This window comes from Microcoleus sp. (genome assembly GCF_049646505.1).
Lineage (GTDB): Bacteria > Cyanobacteriota > Cyanobacteriia > Cyanobacteriales > Microcoleaceae > Microcoleus.
Map to the genome: position 1 here is coordinate 1 of NZ_JBARVX010000327.1, position 15,069 is coordinate 15,069.

General features: G+C 46.0%; 11 protein-coding genes, 1 tRNA gene and 1 pseudogene. 6 read left to right on the top strand and 7 right to left on the bottom strand.

What is annotated here, in order from left to right; all coding sequences use genetic code 11:
• The 4 genes and pseudogenes from WBA89_RS16775 to WBA89_RS16790 form a co-directional block, all read left to right on the top strand.
• Positions 1-269, top strand: a pseudogene (locus tag WBA89_RS16775) (adenylate/guanylate cyclase domain-containing protein); the annotation flags it as partial.
• 27 nt (positions 270-296) lie between these two features.
• Positions 297-488: a hypothetical protein gene (locus tag WBA89_RS16780; RefSeq protein ID WP_424408319.1), complete on the top strand. Its 192-nt coding sequence runs from the start codon at positions 297-299 to the stop codon at positions 486-488.
• 33 nt (positions 489-521) lie between these two features.
• Entirely contained in the window at positions 522-863 is a 342-nt protein-coding gene (locus tag WBA89_RS16785; RefSeq protein ID WP_424408320.1) for an adenylate/guanylate cyclase domain-containing protein, read from the top strand.
• Positions 864-1,056: 193 nt separating this feature from the next.
• Positions 1,057-2,409 carry a D-alanyl-D-alanine carboxypeptidase gene (locus WBA89_RS16790; RefSeq protein WP_424408321.1) on the top strand — a complete coding sequence of 451 codons (1,353 nt, stop codon included), beginning with the start codon at positions 1,057-1,059 and terminating at the stop codon, positions 2,407-2,409.
• A 338-nt stretch (positions 2,410-2,747) separates the two neighbouring features.
• Here the strand turns inward: WBA89_RS16790 and WBA89_RS16795 are convergent, their stop codons facing one another.
• Together WBA89_RS16795 and WBA89_RS16800 are read right to left on the bottom strand one after the other, a co-directional pair.
• On the bottom strand, positions 2,748-3,491 hold the full coding sequence (locus WBA89_RS16795) for a TylF/MycF/NovP-related O-methyltransferase (RefSeq protein ID WP_424408322.1): 744 nt from the start codon (positions 3,489-3,491) through the stop codon (positions 2,748-2,750).
• A 757-nt stretch (positions 3,492-4,248) separates the two neighbouring features.
• The gene (locus WBA89_RS16800) at positions 4,249-5,358 is read right to left on the bottom strand and encodes an N-acetylmuramoyl-L-alanine amidase-like domain-containing protein (RefSeq protein ID WP_424408323.1); all 1,110 of its coding nucleotides are present in this window, start codon (positions 5,356-5,358) and stop codon (positions 4,249-4,251) included.
• A 182-nt stretch (positions 5,359-5,540) separates the two neighbouring features.
• On the opposite strand from WBA89_RS16800, the gene WBA89_RS16805 reads away from it, so the two are divergent.
• Complete coding sequence (locus WBA89_RS16805; protein WP_424408324.1) at positions 5,541-6,818, top strand: serine hydrolase; 1,278 nt, start codon at positions 5,541-5,543, stop codon at positions 6,816-6,818.
• A gap of 159 nt (positions 6,819-6,977) precedes the next feature.
• On the opposite strand, the gene WBA89_RS16810 is transcribed toward WBA89_RS16805, so the two are convergent.
• Both WBA89_RS16810 and WBA89_RS16815 read right to left on the bottom strand, forming a co-directional pair.
• Positions 6,978-7,049, bottom strand: a tRNA-Gln gene (locus WBA89_RS16810).
• 101 nt (positions 7,050-7,150) lie between these two features.
• On the bottom strand, positions 7,151-9,964 hold the full coding sequence (locus WBA89_RS16815) for a GAF domain-containing sensor histidine kinase (protein ID WP_424408325.1): 2,814 nt from the start codon (positions 9,962-9,964) through the stop codon (positions 7,151-7,153).
• A 662-nt stretch (positions 9,965-10,626) separates the two neighbouring features.
• On the opposite strand from WBA89_RS16815, the gene WBA89_RS16820 reads away from it, so the two are divergent.
• Positions 10,627-11,016: a response regulator gene (locus WBA89_RS16820; RefSeq protein ID WP_424408326.1), complete on the top strand. Its 390-nt coding sequence runs from the start codon at positions 10,627-10,629 to the stop codon at positions 11,014-11,016.
• Between the two features lie 12 nt (positions 11,017-11,028).
• On the opposite strand, the gene cheB is transcribed toward WBA89_RS16820, so the two are convergent.
• The 3 genes from cheB to WBA89_RS16835 all read right to left on the bottom strand — a co-directional run bounded on the left by cheB (position 11,029) and on the right by WBA89_RS16835 (position 15,056).
• Positions 11,029-12,117, bottom strand: a complete 1,089-nt coding sequence (gene cheB / locus WBA89_RS16825) for a chemotaxis-specific protein-glutamate methyltransferase CheB (protein ID WP_424408338.1) — start codon at positions 12,115-12,117, stop codon at positions 11,029-11,031.
• A gap of 172 nt (positions 12,118-12,289) precedes the next feature.
• Entirely contained in the window at positions 12,290-14,776 is a 2,487-nt protein-coding gene (locus WBA89_RS16830) for a hybrid sensor histidine kinase/response regulator (RefSeq protein WP_424408327.1), read from the bottom strand.
• A gap of 151 nt (positions 14,777-14,927) precedes the next feature.
• Positions 14,928-15,056, bottom strand: coding sequence for a hypothetical protein (locus WBA89_RS16835; protein WP_424408328.1), 129 nt, complete (start codon positions 15,054-15,056; stop codon positions 14,928-14,930).
• Between the last annotated feature and the right edge of the window lie 13 nt (positions 15,057-15,069).

Consider the following 15,069-nt stretch of genomic DNA (forward strand, 5'->3'; position numbering starts at 1 on the left):
AAGGATTGCGATTCCATTGGGCTAAGGGTATTGATGATTGGCTAATTCCACCGGAAAGTGTGGTACGGGCTCTGATGGTGGTAGCTTTTTATGTTGTGATTGGGATTGAGTCTCAATATTTCATTCCTAATTTAGAATTGATAGTGACATTTTTGCGGACGGCAACGCACCAGTTTCTTACTTGGAGTATGGTGTTTATCGGTTTGCTTTTAGGGTTGCAGTCGGTACAGATTTTGAAACAAAGAAAACTGTTACAAAAAACAGCTTAACTACTGGGAAACATGGCAGAATGGGGAATGGGAAGTCATGTAGTAGACGCGGCGCTGAATAATCCAGCAGGTTTGGCTTTTCAAAAGTGCGATCGCACGATTTTATTTATGGATATTCGCGGTTTTACAAGTTGGTGCGAAAAAACTTCTTCTGAGACAGTTGCAGCGGTTCTCAATGAATATTACTGTTGTGTTGAACCAGCAGCAGCCAAGTTTTAGCCTTTAAGAATAACTTTTACAGCCGATGAAATTATGGCGATTTATGCTACGCCACAGCAGGGAATTGCTGCGGCTAAATCTATGAGTAAAGCTGCTTTAGAAATGCTTGAATTATATGGAATTGGTGCGGGATGCGGAGTGCATTGCGGGAGCGTTATTGAAGGGCTATTTGGCGGTGCAGATGTTCGGACTTATACGGTGATTGGTGATGTTGTCAATACAGCAAAACGCTTAGAAAGTGCCACGCCTGGTGGTGCGATTACTATTTCTGATGCTGTTTATCAAAGGATGTCACAAAATCTAAGGGTTGAACCTTGCGAACCGATAGTGGCTAAAGGTAAGACAGCAGCTTTAATTGCATGGCGGTTAATATAGCTAGCTGTCAGGAATGACGAATTTAATATTATTGGTTTTTCCGACCATCGGGCATGGTGGTTCCTGCCATACTTGCTCGATCGAGACTAGCACCATTCATGGGTCAGCGGTTCACAATTCTGGTAACGCAGATGCGGATGCTCCAAAACGCGCAGCTAATGCTAAACTTGCCATCGGGTGTGCCGCAAGATGAATGGTCAATTTGATGGAAAAATTTAAGGTAATGCTGAAAAATCGCTACTTGACTGCTGTAAGTTCGATCGCCCTTCTCACAATTATCGCCGGATGTGCCGCTACGGAATCACCCCAACTTGCAACTCCCTCTCCTGTAGCCGAATCTTCCCCGCCGCCTGTTAAACCGAGTCAGCCGTTAACAGTCTCTGTCAACAATCCCGAAACCGCCACAAATACCAAAATCCAGCAATATCTCAACGGCTTGACAGCCCGAGGTTTTGTCAAAGAAGACCAAGGAATCTGGATGCAATCGGGTAATACTTTGCTAGCCAACCATCAAGGTACCGTTCCTCTGTCGGCCGCATCCATTACCAAAGTAGCAACATCTCTGGTAGCCCTGCAAGAATTCGGGCCGGAACATCAATTTATTACTTTAATTAGTACCGACGGGACGATCGAAAACGGCGTATTAAAAGGCGATTTAATTATTCAGGGTAGCGAAGATCCTTTGTTTGTTTGGGAAGAGGCGATCGCCCTCGGTAACACCTTAAATCAAAAAGGCATCAAGCGCATCACTGGCAGTTTGATAATTGTCGATAAATTTTACATGAACTTTGAATTAAATCCCCTCAAATCAGGAGAATTGCTCAAACAAGCATTCAACAGTCAAAACTGGCCCAGCGAAGCCGCCGCCCAGTATCAAACACTAGCTCCAAATACCCCAAAACCTCAAATAGTAATTGACGGTACTGTCAAAGTTGGGGCAGCACCTCCCACCAGCGCGCCTTTAGTCAAACATTATTCTTTGCCCCTCGCCGAACTGATCAAAAAAATGAATCAGTACAGCAACAACCTGATGGCAGATATGCTGGCTGATAGTGTAGGCGGCGCGAAAACAGTCGCACAAAAAGCAGCAGCAGCAACTGGAGTTCCTCCCGCCGAAATTCAACTCGTCAACGGTTCGGGATTGAGCGAAGATAACCGTATTTCTCCCCGCGCTGCTTGTGCGTTGTTTATAGCTTTAGAAGGCTATCTTAAACCTTACAGCATGACAGTTGCTGATGTCTTAACTGTAGTTGGAAAAGATGAAGGAATCCTCTCTGAGCGACCGCTGCCAAAATTAGCAGTAGTCAAATCTGGTACGTTGGATAATGTTAGCGCTTTGGGCGGAGCGCTGCCAACTCAAAAACAGGAAACAGTATGGTTTGTTATTATGAATCGAGGGGCAAATGTCGAGGAATTCCGCACTCAGCAAGAGGTTTTGCTGAAAAGCTTTTTGAACGATTGGGGAACTGTTCAAGCCTCACCGGCGGAATTAACGCCAAATCCTGCTAGAAAGAGCAAGGTATCTCGCAACGAAATTGTCAATTAATTTGGTTGTAGTCAGGAGTTTCGTCCTTGATTGTTAATACCATTTTTCTAAAGATGTGGTACTACCCCCCCCACTCCCCCCCGAAATAAGGGGGGGTTGGGGGGGTAATGTCTAGCGCTACTTTAGGAAATTGGTATAAGTATCGTAAGGTGCGCCACGAGCACCCAGCCCGCTTAGGGATGCAATGGACGGATTTGCGTCATTATTAGGTGTTGGCGATCGGCAATAAACAAGATTTATTACCGATCGCCCAATTCCGAGGAGTTCCCTGTTTACGAAGGTGATGAAACACTCTAACGATAGAAACACCAAATTATTCCTATCAAACTGCTCTATCTCTACAGCTTGCGAAAATAGCCGTTGGAATACTCACAAGCATAGAGTACAGAGACTTTTTCAGGCTTGTCTGCAAAAAACTCGTCACAAGCACGTTTTACACCAGGCGATTTGAATGGCTCAGCAGTATATGGACGTGAAAACACCTTTTCATCATAATAAATGCCAAATAAGCAAATAGCTCCTGGCGTTAGACGCTCGTAAACATGGGGCAGTACATATTTAGTAGAGCTATATATATCGCCGTCCACAATTGCAAAGCTGATCCGATCTGGAAGGCATGAAGGAACAGTATCCTCGAACCATCCTTTATGAATATGTGGTAGCTCCAGTCCAACATCGGAAAAATTCTTTTTGAATCTGTCGAGTTTAGCTGTCATCGAACCTTGAGCGTATATTCCATCTTTAATATCGTCTTCTTGTAGTTTTGGAAGCCCTTCAAAGCTGTCGAACACATGAAATTGTTTCTCCGGCGCATACTCATTCAGAACTTTTTTGATCGCAATCGAGCTTTCGCCGGCATTACAACCGACTTCGACAACATCACCAGCTACTTTGTATGCTGCTGTTTGGCTTGCTAAATGAAAAATATTCATTCGAGCTTCTACAGTTGCCATGTCAGGTGATTTTGGAATAACTTGACCGTTCAAGCGCAATTTATTCAATACCCGATTAGCCAAGCGATGGCGTTTGCGTGGAGTCCGGTGATCCCAATCAAAATAAGTTGCAATGAAAGTATTGTCCATGTCGTTTACTAGATGAAATAGTGAATAGTGGTTGAGAGGATGGATGATTTGACTTAGAATCCTTGCGTCAGCAGCATAACGGTGGAACCGAATTACATAGTTTTGAAGAGCGGTGCAGCAAACGTTTGGGAACCTGCCAATAGCAAGGAGTTTAAATAGAAGAAATGAAGATTCTATCTTTGCAAAGAAGTTGAATAACGCTCATTTCATTGAGACTAGAGATAGAGTAGCGAAAGAAAATGTTGCTACCTGAGATACTCCAAATTGGTTTACTTCTCTAGAATTGCACGCAATTATGAAATTAGGATGAAATGCCGATCGCTCTCAGGCCTGAAATTATATCAATTCCGGTTGCACTCATACATGATGTTAACTGTTAACTGTTAACTGTTAACTGTTAACTGTCAACAGTCAATAGTGAATTTACTATTCCGATGCTGACGGATTTGATATCATCTCCCTTTCAGAAGCAAGAGACAATTATTTCAGTTCATATCTAAAGTAAAGCTTGATGGTGGGATGGATTGCGGCTACATTATTCGGTAGTCTATTTATCGGTAGTGGCTTGGCTTGCAGAGGATTTTGTTTGGTATATTTTGGGATGTATTTAAACTGGTTTTGGTTGTTTTTCTAAAGCATAAAATTATGAAAAAACACAAAAAATCCTAACAAATTCGCTTTTGAGAAATGCAAATCCTTTTTGTGATAGCAGGTTTGTAGTAAGGGCTTTAGTATTTTCTGTTGATAACCTCACATATCATCTCGATCTGGGATCGATCGCCCTAGCGACTACTATGCCGATCGCGCTTTCGACTCTGCTAATATATCTTTGCAAGTCGTAAGCAACTGTCACAGCCCCAGCCGGCGAAGCGTGAATTAAACCCAGATTCCCGTCTGCATTCCTGTACACAAAACCCGTGTGGGTGACATCCAATCCTTTAACATCCGTGGCTACTGCTATAATATCTCCGGGTTTTAATTGAGAATAAATACTTTTTATCCGATTTGTCGGGATGTAATTAACCGCTGTTTTGGCTAAGTCTGCTTCTTGGTTGACTATGCACTGATAAGTTGCTTCGTCTTTGACCATTTGCGGGTAACTGCTGCGGTGCTGGCTCATGAAATTTAGTGTTTTATTCATGGGCATTCCGCCCAACTTAGCGGTGATGTTTTCTACTGTTTGCCGTTTTTGATTGTCGTTAATCCATTCGGAAAAATAGTGCAGCCTGCTGCAATAACCGTTGATTTTACCGTTTAAATACCGCTGTTCTTCTATGCGATTTACAAAGTTTTGATAGTCGTAATCTTTGACTGCTACGCCTCGCGAAATAGCCAAAACGGTTTCTACAAACAAAACGCAATCAAATTTATTCAACGTTACAATCAACTTTTCTTCGCCGGATTTGTCCAGCAAACCCGCGGCGTAGGGCAATCCTAGGAAGTTATCGGCGATCGCCTGGACGATTTCTCCGATCGGGCGATCGGGGAAATTTTGCTGTTTTGCATACTGTACAATCTTTTCAAAACGTGCTATATCTTCCGGTTGTGCAGCGTTTTCTCTGGCATAATTGTCTGAGTATGCTCGTCTAGCCAGCACTTCTAGCAATTGGGAATAGGAAATTTTAGGTAAATTGTTGAGTTCCCAAAACAGACTCGGAAAACTGGAAACAGCCGGCTGGTTTGTGGTTTCGGGATTTTCTGTTTTCCCCGTCAACTGGGCGGCTGCATCCGCGCCCCGTGCTTTGGTTTGCCGATCGACAGCAGCGACAGCAGGTTGAGACTGAAATGCCAAAATATCAGGTATCAAAGAATTATTCGCACTGGCGATCGCAAATCCCAAAACAACCCAACTCCAAAAATTTCTCATGTTTTTCAAAGGATTTTGCTTCAACAAAGTGCTATCCTGAAATCTTTACAATTACTAGAATCCTCAATCAGCCTAGCAGGCCCGATCGAATTGGCAATTTCTCGGACTCGATCGACACCCTTGTCATTTAGACGCCGCCCTATTATAAACTGATCGTGCGAGTTTGATACCACAACACTGTAATGCAAATAGACCGCCGACGCCGCCCGCGCCCAATCGCTCCCCAACGCCCCGTACAGCCCCAAGGCCCTATAGGGCGCCGAAGCCAAATCAAGCCGCGACGCCAAAGCAGCCAGCTTGCCGTCCCATCTCGTCGCCGAGTCAAGACGAAATTTTCTCGATTAAAATACGGTAACATCCTGTGCTTAATTGCCGGGACGATCGCGATCGGTTGGATTGTCACAATACCCTTCAGAATTCGCCGTCCCCCAGAACCGCCAGTTATCTTGGCTCAAGAGGCCCTTGCGCCGCCGACAATTCAAACACCGACAAGTGTTGTCGATCCTCAAACCGAGCCTAGCTTCAGCTACAACATCAAAACACCTCCCAATTCAGCTTACTCTCAAGAATTGCAAGGAATTGTTGATGAATCGGTGAAAATTGCTACTAGCAAAGGACTGCCTGCAGAAGCGCTATCAATTACCTTGCTTGATGTCAGCAATCCCAAAATTCACACCTTTGCCGGATATCAAAATCAAACTCTCAGATTTCCCGCTAGCGTTGCTAAGTTATTTTGGATGGCAGCGTTTTACTCAGCCATAGAAAAAGGCATAATTACGCAAAAAGAATCTGCCTTTAAAAACGACCTAGAACAAATGATTGGCATCTCCAACAATGATGCCGCCAGCAGGATTTTAGACAAAGTTACAGATACGAAATCCGGCGGACGGCTCGCAGGAGAAGAGTTGCAAACATGGCTGCAAAAGCGCCAGCAAATTAACTCATTTTTTCAGTCAGCAGGCTACAGCGATATTCGTATCAGCACCAAAAATTATCCCATATACTATTTGAGGCAAGAAGGTCCAGTCGGTCGCGATTTGCAACTGCGGGGCGGTGCTTCAAGGCCGATTCGCAATCAAGTCACTACGGATCAAGCAGGCAGATTAATCTATGAAATCTATACCAGACAAGCGGTTTCCAGCATCGCCAGCCGTAAAATGGCTTACTTGCTGACGAGAGATTTAGACCCCAAGGCCTGGAAAAATGACCCTAGCAACTCGATAAAAGGATTTCTCGGCGAGTCTTTGCCAAGTAATATTTATTTTGGTTCCAAAGTTGGCTATACTTCCAAATCTCGCAGCGAAGTGGCATTTGTCAGAACTTTGGACGATCGCGCGATTTATATCTTAGTTGTTTTTGCAGACGATCCGGCTTATTCCAAGGACGAAACAGCATTTCCGGCAATTTCGCGATACGTGTTCGATCGGCTGAGCGCTCGCGGGCCGAGCAATTTGCAGTGATGCGATGTGCGATCGTACCCGATCGATTGGTTTTGGGTGTGGGAATGCAAATCTTCAGCAGTTGAAGGTTGACTGAAGTCGGAACGATCGAACCTCATCCATTGGTTCTGAGAATCCGACTTGAGCCGTCTTTCATCAACAATCGAAAAAACCATTTAACTGGGGCGAAAGGATTCGAACCTCTGAATGGCTGGACCAAAACCAGCTGCCTTACCACTTGGCGACGCCCCAACGTCTTAACCTTCATCATATTAACATTGAAACACCAGAATTTGTCAAGCACTTTGACACTAAATTTAAAAAAATGTTTTTGAAACCGATCGCCCGCCAGTTTATTCTTTGAGGGCCTTCGGGCGAGCCAGCGGGATTTCAATCCAAAACTCCGCTCCCTGTCCGGCTTCGGAGATACACTTCAAACTGCCGCCGTGTTTTTCCACCACAATCTGGTAGCTGATAGACAAGCCGAGTCCCGTACCCTTACCCACAGGTTTAGTGGTAAAGAAAGGGTCAAACAAGCGGGATTTAGCTTTTTGGGTCAATCCCGGCCCGCTGTCGCGAATCCGAATCACCACAAGTTTACCGATCGACTTTCCTGGCTCAGCAGCATCCGAGTCAGGAGACACCAGCGCAGTCGAGATGGCGATCGTCTTGGGTGCGGGCTGATTTTCCACGGAGTCGATCGCATTCCCCAAAATATTCATAAATACTTGGTTTAGCTGTCCGGGAAAGCACTCTACTTTCGGCAAGTCGCCGTAGTCTTTAATTACCTCAATTCCCGGTATCAGCCCGTTGGACTTCAAGCGGCTTTGCAAAATCAGCAGCGTGCTGTCAATTCCTTCGTGAATGTCCACCAGCTTCATGTCCGATTCGTCGTGCCGCGCGAAGTTCCGCAGAGACAAAACTATGTTGCGGATGCGTTCGGCTCCCATCTCCATTGAAGACAGAATTTTCAGCAAATCCGGCACTATGAAATCAACATCTATTTCTTCGCTTCTGTTGAGAATTTCTGCCGCGGGTTCCGGGTAGTGCTTTTGATACAAGCGCAGCAAATCCAGGATATCTTTCACGTACTGCTCGCAATAAGTCAAGTTGCCGTAAATAAAATTAACGGGATTGTTAATTTCGTGGGCGACGCCGGCGACCATTTGACCGAGAGAGGACATTTTTTCGTTTTGGATGAGCTGAGTTTCTTTGCGCTGCAAGCTCTGCAAAGTCTCTGTCAGTTGGCGGGCTTGAGTTTGAGCGGCTAAGGCTGCCGCCCGGGTTTGGGCGTAAAGTTCGGCTTGGTCGATCGCGATCGCCAGTTGCTCCACCACCGCTTGCAGCAATTCCACTTCGCTCTCCACCCAGAAACGGCGACTGCTGTAATGGTTGCAAACTACTGCCCCCATTTGACCGGAGCGAGTCTCCAGCGGCAGCAGCAGCTTAGAAACAATCCCGACACCGGTCAAAAAAGCTCGCGTCGGCGGCTCTATGCAGGGTGCTGTTGTTGCGTCGCCGATCCTGAGCGTTTGGCGGTTGCTAATTTTCTCGGCCAGCAGCGTTACTTGTTCGATCGGATATTCTGCGAGCCGCTCTGTGAGTTCGGGATTTGCCGCCTCGTGGGTGATCGCAAAGCTCGGCAGTCCGTGACGCGAATTCGCGTACCACAAAAAGTAGCACTGGTCAACCTGCAACAAGCTGCGAATTTCGTTGACAGCCGTATCTAAAATTTTGTCGAGGTCGAGGGAATTTCGCATCTGGCTGGCTAGGTTCAGCAGCAAGCCTTCCCGGCGGCTCAACAATTCTTCTCGGGCTTTGAGGCGATCGATCGCCACCGCAATCGAGCTAGCCGTCCACCCCAAAACTTCTACCGCCCCCTCGCTTGGAGCAGCGCTGCAGCGCGCAGCCATCACTCCCACCAGTCGCTCCTCCACAATCAGCGGATAGGCCACGGCCCAGAGGGACGGGAGCGACAGCAGCAGCACAGGAGCAGTTTGGAGTTTTCCCGGCCCGGCCGATCGCACCCAATCTTCTATTTCCCGTTCCCCCTGTTCGCTGCAGATTCCTGAAGCGGCCTGCAATTCTAACCGCTCTGTCTGGGGGTGGAACGTCCAAATGCTCGCCCCCGCTGCGTCGAGGTAATCTACGATTGCCTCGGTGCAGCGGTTGAGGACGATCGGTATTGTCCCGCCGCCTCCGAGGGCTGCACCGACTTTAGCTTGCAGGGTTCGATCGCGCGATCGCTCCTGCAACCGGGCTGTGGTTGCTGGGCGATCGGAGGCATAGAGCGAGTCGGCAACTATTTCTCGGATTAGTTTGCGATCGAGCTGGCGCTCGATGCCTCCTGAAGTTTCTGGCAAATATTCAGATTTACCTGTTTCTCCGATCGCCGGCAGCTTTTTTTTGCGGAATATTCTCCTGTCGCTCTCTGGCGTCTGTACTGCCGAGAAAAAGTCCTGGTTCGATCGAACTAACTCCAAGATTTGGCGGTTGTCAGAGGCGATCTGTTCTACCTCTGCTGCCTCTTTTTGGGCTTTGACTAATTGCCACCGCAGCTCCACCAAACTCGCCACTTGCCGAGCTAAAGTTTCAATTGCATCTATTGTTTGTTTTGTCAAGTTTCTCGGCATCGAGTCCGCGATACAGAGGAATCCCAGCATCTGCCCGTCGGAGGTGGCGACTGGGATGCCGGCGTAAAATTTCACGGAGGGGTAGGAAACCGTGAGCGGGTGCTGGGCAAATCGCACATCTGTGGAAGCGTCTCGGACAATGACGGCGGCGAGCTGTTTCTTGAAGAAATTTGCAGGATGTGCGACAAAAGCAGATTCGGCAGCAACCGACGTTTTTTGTGGAGGAATTGATCGGTCAAATTCCGAGAATGAGTTTGAACCCGCAGCTAATTCTGCCAGAGTTTGGTCGAAGGCGACCGCGCAAAAGTTCAGGTAACAGCGAGTTAAAGTTCGATCGATACCTAACTGCGACTTCAACCAGTGACGGTTAGCGTCAATCAAGCTCAAACAAGCAATAGGAGTTTGGCTCATCTGAGCTGCCAAGCCCACCAAATCGTCAAAGCAAGCCTCCGGAGCAGAGCCGAGAAGCTGATATAAGTCGATGTTGTGCAGCTCAAATACTTTTTTACTAAGAGGCAAGGGTGCTTTCGTCATTTGTAACTGCCCATCTAGTTGCTGGCAAGCGCTTTTCTCAATACTGGTCTTTGAAAAACCAGCTCTGAATTTTGTGACGGGAGACTGTCGGCGCCGCGTCGCGCGCAGGCTGCTTGCGCCAAACTCAGACCAACCCCTTGACTGACCTTGAAACTTTTGAGTTATGGAGTTAGAGCACCGCAGATATAAGAATCTACAAATTATACTTCAACTTGAATGTACTGTTGAATACTTCCGGGGGGGGATCAATTTTAGAGCCTCGCTGGGGAGGAAGCACCTTCTATCGATCGATGGCGGATAGCTTACGTAGATTTTTTAGTAGTTTAATTGTATCTTAACAAACTTATCTAATCGTGGGGAGCAAGCTTGCTGGTAGATTTAAATAATAAATTTGTGCCACAATACCAGTGCGGTTTACCAAGCTGTGCCACAGTCACCTCGACTACAGCGAAAAAATGAAGTACAAAAGATTGCCAAAATGTTAAACTTTGTAAAAATAGTTTGTCAAACTCGACGGTCGAGGGTTTCTCGGTTGGGATGCACGTTTGTCAAGTGTTGCAATCGGCGATCGATCGGGAAATCGCTGTTTTCGAGCCGATAGATTTTGGGGTGGGAATTATGTTTTCTATTTTCAATAACTATAAATAAACCCGGAGAAAAATATGTCTGCAACTAGCACTCAAATACCAACTATTTTGGCAGTTGATGATAGCGTCGTGATGCAAGGACTTGTCAAACAAGCCTTGAGCAAAGAGTTTCGAGTTCTCGTGACAGACAATGCAGTCGATGCTTTGTCAACAATTTATCACGAACAAATTTCGGTTTTGTTGCTCGATGTTTCGATGCCCGGTATTGACGGATTGGAACTCTGCCGCACGGTGCGAAGCTTGCCTCAATTTCAAAATTTGCCGATCGTCATGCTGACAGCCAGAGATGGAGCATTTGATAAGGTGCAGGGCCGTTTGGCGGGAGCAACCGAGTATTTAACTAAGCCCTTTGATGCTGAAAAGTTGCGCGAAGTTATTGGTAAGTTTATCACTCTCAAATCATAAAATCCCAAAATCCTAAACTTTTAGTTTCGCCAACAGCAGAGGAGCGATCGCGCTGACGGGTAAAATGTGTTGGGCCGCACCCAGGGCGATCGCCTCCTTCGGCATTCCGAAAACAACGCAACTGCCTTCATCTTGAGCAATTGTCAAACCGCCTCCTCGGGCGATCGCCAGCATACCCTCCGCACCGTCTCGACCCATTCCTGTTAGTAAAACTCCCGCAGCCGCCCGACCGTAAAAATTAGCAACTGACTTAAATGTTACCGTTACAGAGGGGCAGTGTCCCGCTTCACCAGCAGCTTCAGAATACATAAATCGCCCTTGAGAATTCAATTCTAAATGACGTTTTTCCGGCGGAAAATAAACAGTACCAGCTTGGGGAAATTCCCCCAAACCAGCTATTTTCACAGGTAGTTTAGATTCACAACCCAACCAGTCAACCAATCCCCGCAAAAATCCTTCACTGATATGTTGGATGCAAATTACAGGTACTGGCAAATTAGCTGGAAACTGCGAAATAATCGACTGCAGCGCTTGCGGCCCGCCTGTAGATGCGCCGACAGCCAGTAACTTGATAGTTTGAGACTTGAGATTTCCGCTGGATAATTGGTAATTGTGCATTGATAGTTGATTAATTTTTGGGATCGGGCGATCGCTTTTTTCGATTAATCCCAGCCTTTGATGCCGCGTAAATACTTTCACTCCCGACAAAACTTTAACTTTAGCAATTAATTCATTCGCGAGGCGATCGTAATCTGACGCCAACCCGCCAATCGGTTTCGGAAAAACATCTAATGCACCTGCTTTCATAAGTTCAAATACATTTTGAGTATCATTTGCTTGGACAGAAGCACTAATTATTAAAATCGGTCGCGGGTACTTCTTCATCACTTCCTGCGTAAATTCTAACCCGTTCATTTGTGCCATGTTCAAATCTGTACAGATTACTTGCGGCTGAAGCTTTGGGATTAATTCGAGTGCTTCTAACCCGTTGCAAGCGGTTCCTACTACTTGGATTTCTGGCGAACTATTCAAAATGCGCTTGAGAACGATCGTAGCTACAGGCGAATCTTCTACTAACAATACTTTTATGGGCGAAGACATGAATTTTTTAAGTAATTGGGAATGGATAATTGGGAATGGATAATTGGGAATGGATAATTGGGAATTGGGCGAGCGCGAAGCGGAGGGATTGGGAATTGGGAATTGGTAGCCGTCTCTCCCACTCTCCCACTCTCCCACTCTCCCCCTCTTCCTTCCCCTTCCCCTTCTACAATTAAACTAACCTTTTCAAAGTTTCGACCAATACATCTTGATTGAACGTACCTTTAGGAATATAAGCATTAGCCCCGGCATCAGCCCCTCTTTTTCTATCTTCATCCGATGCCAAAGATGTTACCAGAATAATCGGCAACTCACTGTATTCTTTTTGCTGGCGAATTTTAACAGTCAGTCCCAAACCGTCCAAATTCGGCATTTGTACGTCAGAAATCACAGCATCAAAATAGCGAGTTTTTAATTTATTGAAAGCATCCAATCCGTCTACTGCTGTCACTACTTCATAACCTGCACCTTCGAGGATGCGCTTTTCTTGAGTGCGGGTAGCGATCGAATCTTCTGCTAAAAGTATAACTTGTTTGCGCCTGACTGTCTCAACGGGCGATCGCCCACTCCCAACCCCGCGCGAAAAAACTTGCTTGCGTACAGATTTTATCAAATCGTGGGGATTGAGCACCATACAAACTTCCCCCGTCCCCAGAATCGTTGCACCTGAAACATTTCGCACCCGTTTCAGCAATAAACTTTGAGGTTTAATCACCACATCCTGTTCGTCAATCAAAGCATCTATAAATAATCCCAATCTTTCCTCACCAACTTTCAAAACAATACAAGACATTTTAGGAGAATTTGAATTGTTGAATTTTCCCTCTATTGTGCAGCTTACTGTTCTCCAACTTTCCTGTCTCCATTCCCGATTCTTAGGCAGCCATTCTATATTATTTAATTCCAGTAAATCTGTTAAATAAGCAACTGATAGCGGCCGACCGTCAGAAAGTATAGTTGCCTTACCTTCTATGGCAAAAATATCAGAACAAGCAACCATTTTAGCAGTTTCCACAAACTCAATCGGCAGCGCGTAAGCAATCCCATCAACTGCTACAATCAATACATTCGCAGTAGCTAGCGACGTGCTCAGTTGCAGCCGGAACGTACATCCTTTTCCTGATGCGGATTCAACTTGAATGCTGCCTTTTAGTGCTTCAACATTAGTCCGCACTACATCTAAACCCACCCCTCGTCCCGATATTTCAGTAACAAATGTTCTGGTAGAAAAACCCGGAGCAAAAATCAGCGCTTGAATTTGGTTTTCTGTCATAGTACCGAGTTCTTCCGGCGTGCAGATGTTGCGTTTGACAGCAGTTTGTTTAATGCGATCGACATTCAGCCCCCTACCATCATCAGCAACTTCAATGATAATATTGCTACCAGTCTGGTAGCCTTTAATTCGGAGAGTAGCGGCAGCAGGTTTGCCGAGCTTTTTGCGATCGGCGGCCGTTTCGATGCCGTGGTCGATCGCATTCCGAATCATGTGCATCAAAGGGTCTTTCATCTCTTCTAAAATGCGTTTATCAGCTTTAGTTTCACCACCTTCAATGACTAATTCAACTTCTTTCCCTTCGCGCTTCGCCAAGTCTTTAACCAACCGCGTAAATAAATTAAAAATAGTAGACAAAGGCAGCAGTCTGAGAGTGCGAATTCCTGACTGTAATTCCTCCGCAATTAATTCTAGTCTTGCAGTATCTTCATAAACTCGATTTTTCAAGCGATTTACTAGAGTTCCCAGACGTTCTAAACGTTCTTCTGTACGCTGGTAATAATTCTGTAACTGCATTACAACCGCGTTTTGTTGAAAACCATTTATATCGGTTTCTATCTGAGAAAAAATTAACCGATTAATAAAAGCTTCTCGGCTCCAACTCTCCCACAAATTACTCAATTTTTCTATATCGGCAAGTCGGTATATCAGCCGAGTTTTCGTAACAGAAAGTTCCCCTGTTTGAGTCATTAATTGGTCTAAATTTTGGGTAGCAACGCGAATGGTTTCGATGCGGTAAGACGAACTAGAAAAACCGCTAACAGTGGGTTGGAAAGCCGCTGACACAGCGGGTTGAGAAGCTGCAGGCAAGTTTTGAGCTTGTCGCAGCAATTCCTGTTCGGATTGCAGACTGGCAAAAGAGTAATTATTGTCTAAATTAGCTTCAGAAGAAGTTTCACTGTTTGTTTCTGGTGGCGCAGTTTCTGAATCAGTAAATTGCATTTTTACTAATTCTTGTTCTGGTAGTGAAGATGATTGCTCTACTGTCGGGGCGGCTGGCTGGGGCTTGTTAGAAGCGCCCATCATGTTAGCGAGGACGTAAAACGTATTAATACCGGAATCTTCACCCGTGACGGCTTCGTCAACGAGTTTGCGGATGGCTTCTAAAGCTTGCGAAAGCCGATCGCTAATATCTCGATTTAGTTGAGTTTCTCCCCGCTTGACACCCCCCAAAATATGCTCTATTTGATGAGCTAAAGATGCTACATTTTTTACGCCCAGCATCCCAGCATCGCCTTTAAGAGAATGGGTTTCCCGCAGCAATTCTTCTAACTTAGCTGAGTCCTCCGGGTGTTGTTCCAAGTACAGAAATCCCTCGTCTAGTTTCTGCAAGTGTTCTTCACTAGCAATTTTAAATACATCTCGGAGTTCTTCGTCTTCAATCATATGTATTTTTGGGTAATTGACAATCGGCCCGCGCAGGGAATTGGGAATTGGTCATTGGGAATTGGTCATTGGGCATTGGGCATTGGGCATTGGGCATTGGGAATTGGCCCGTGCAGGCCCGCGCAGGGAATTGGGCATTGCTAGCAAATGACTAATGACTAATGACTAATGACTGCTGACTGTTGGCTGTTGAGGGCGGGCCCGCACCATCCACCGCCCCTACTGAGTGTTGGCTGCTGTCTGTTGACTGTTGACTGTTGTTACAACTGCCAACTGCCAACAGACTAATGACT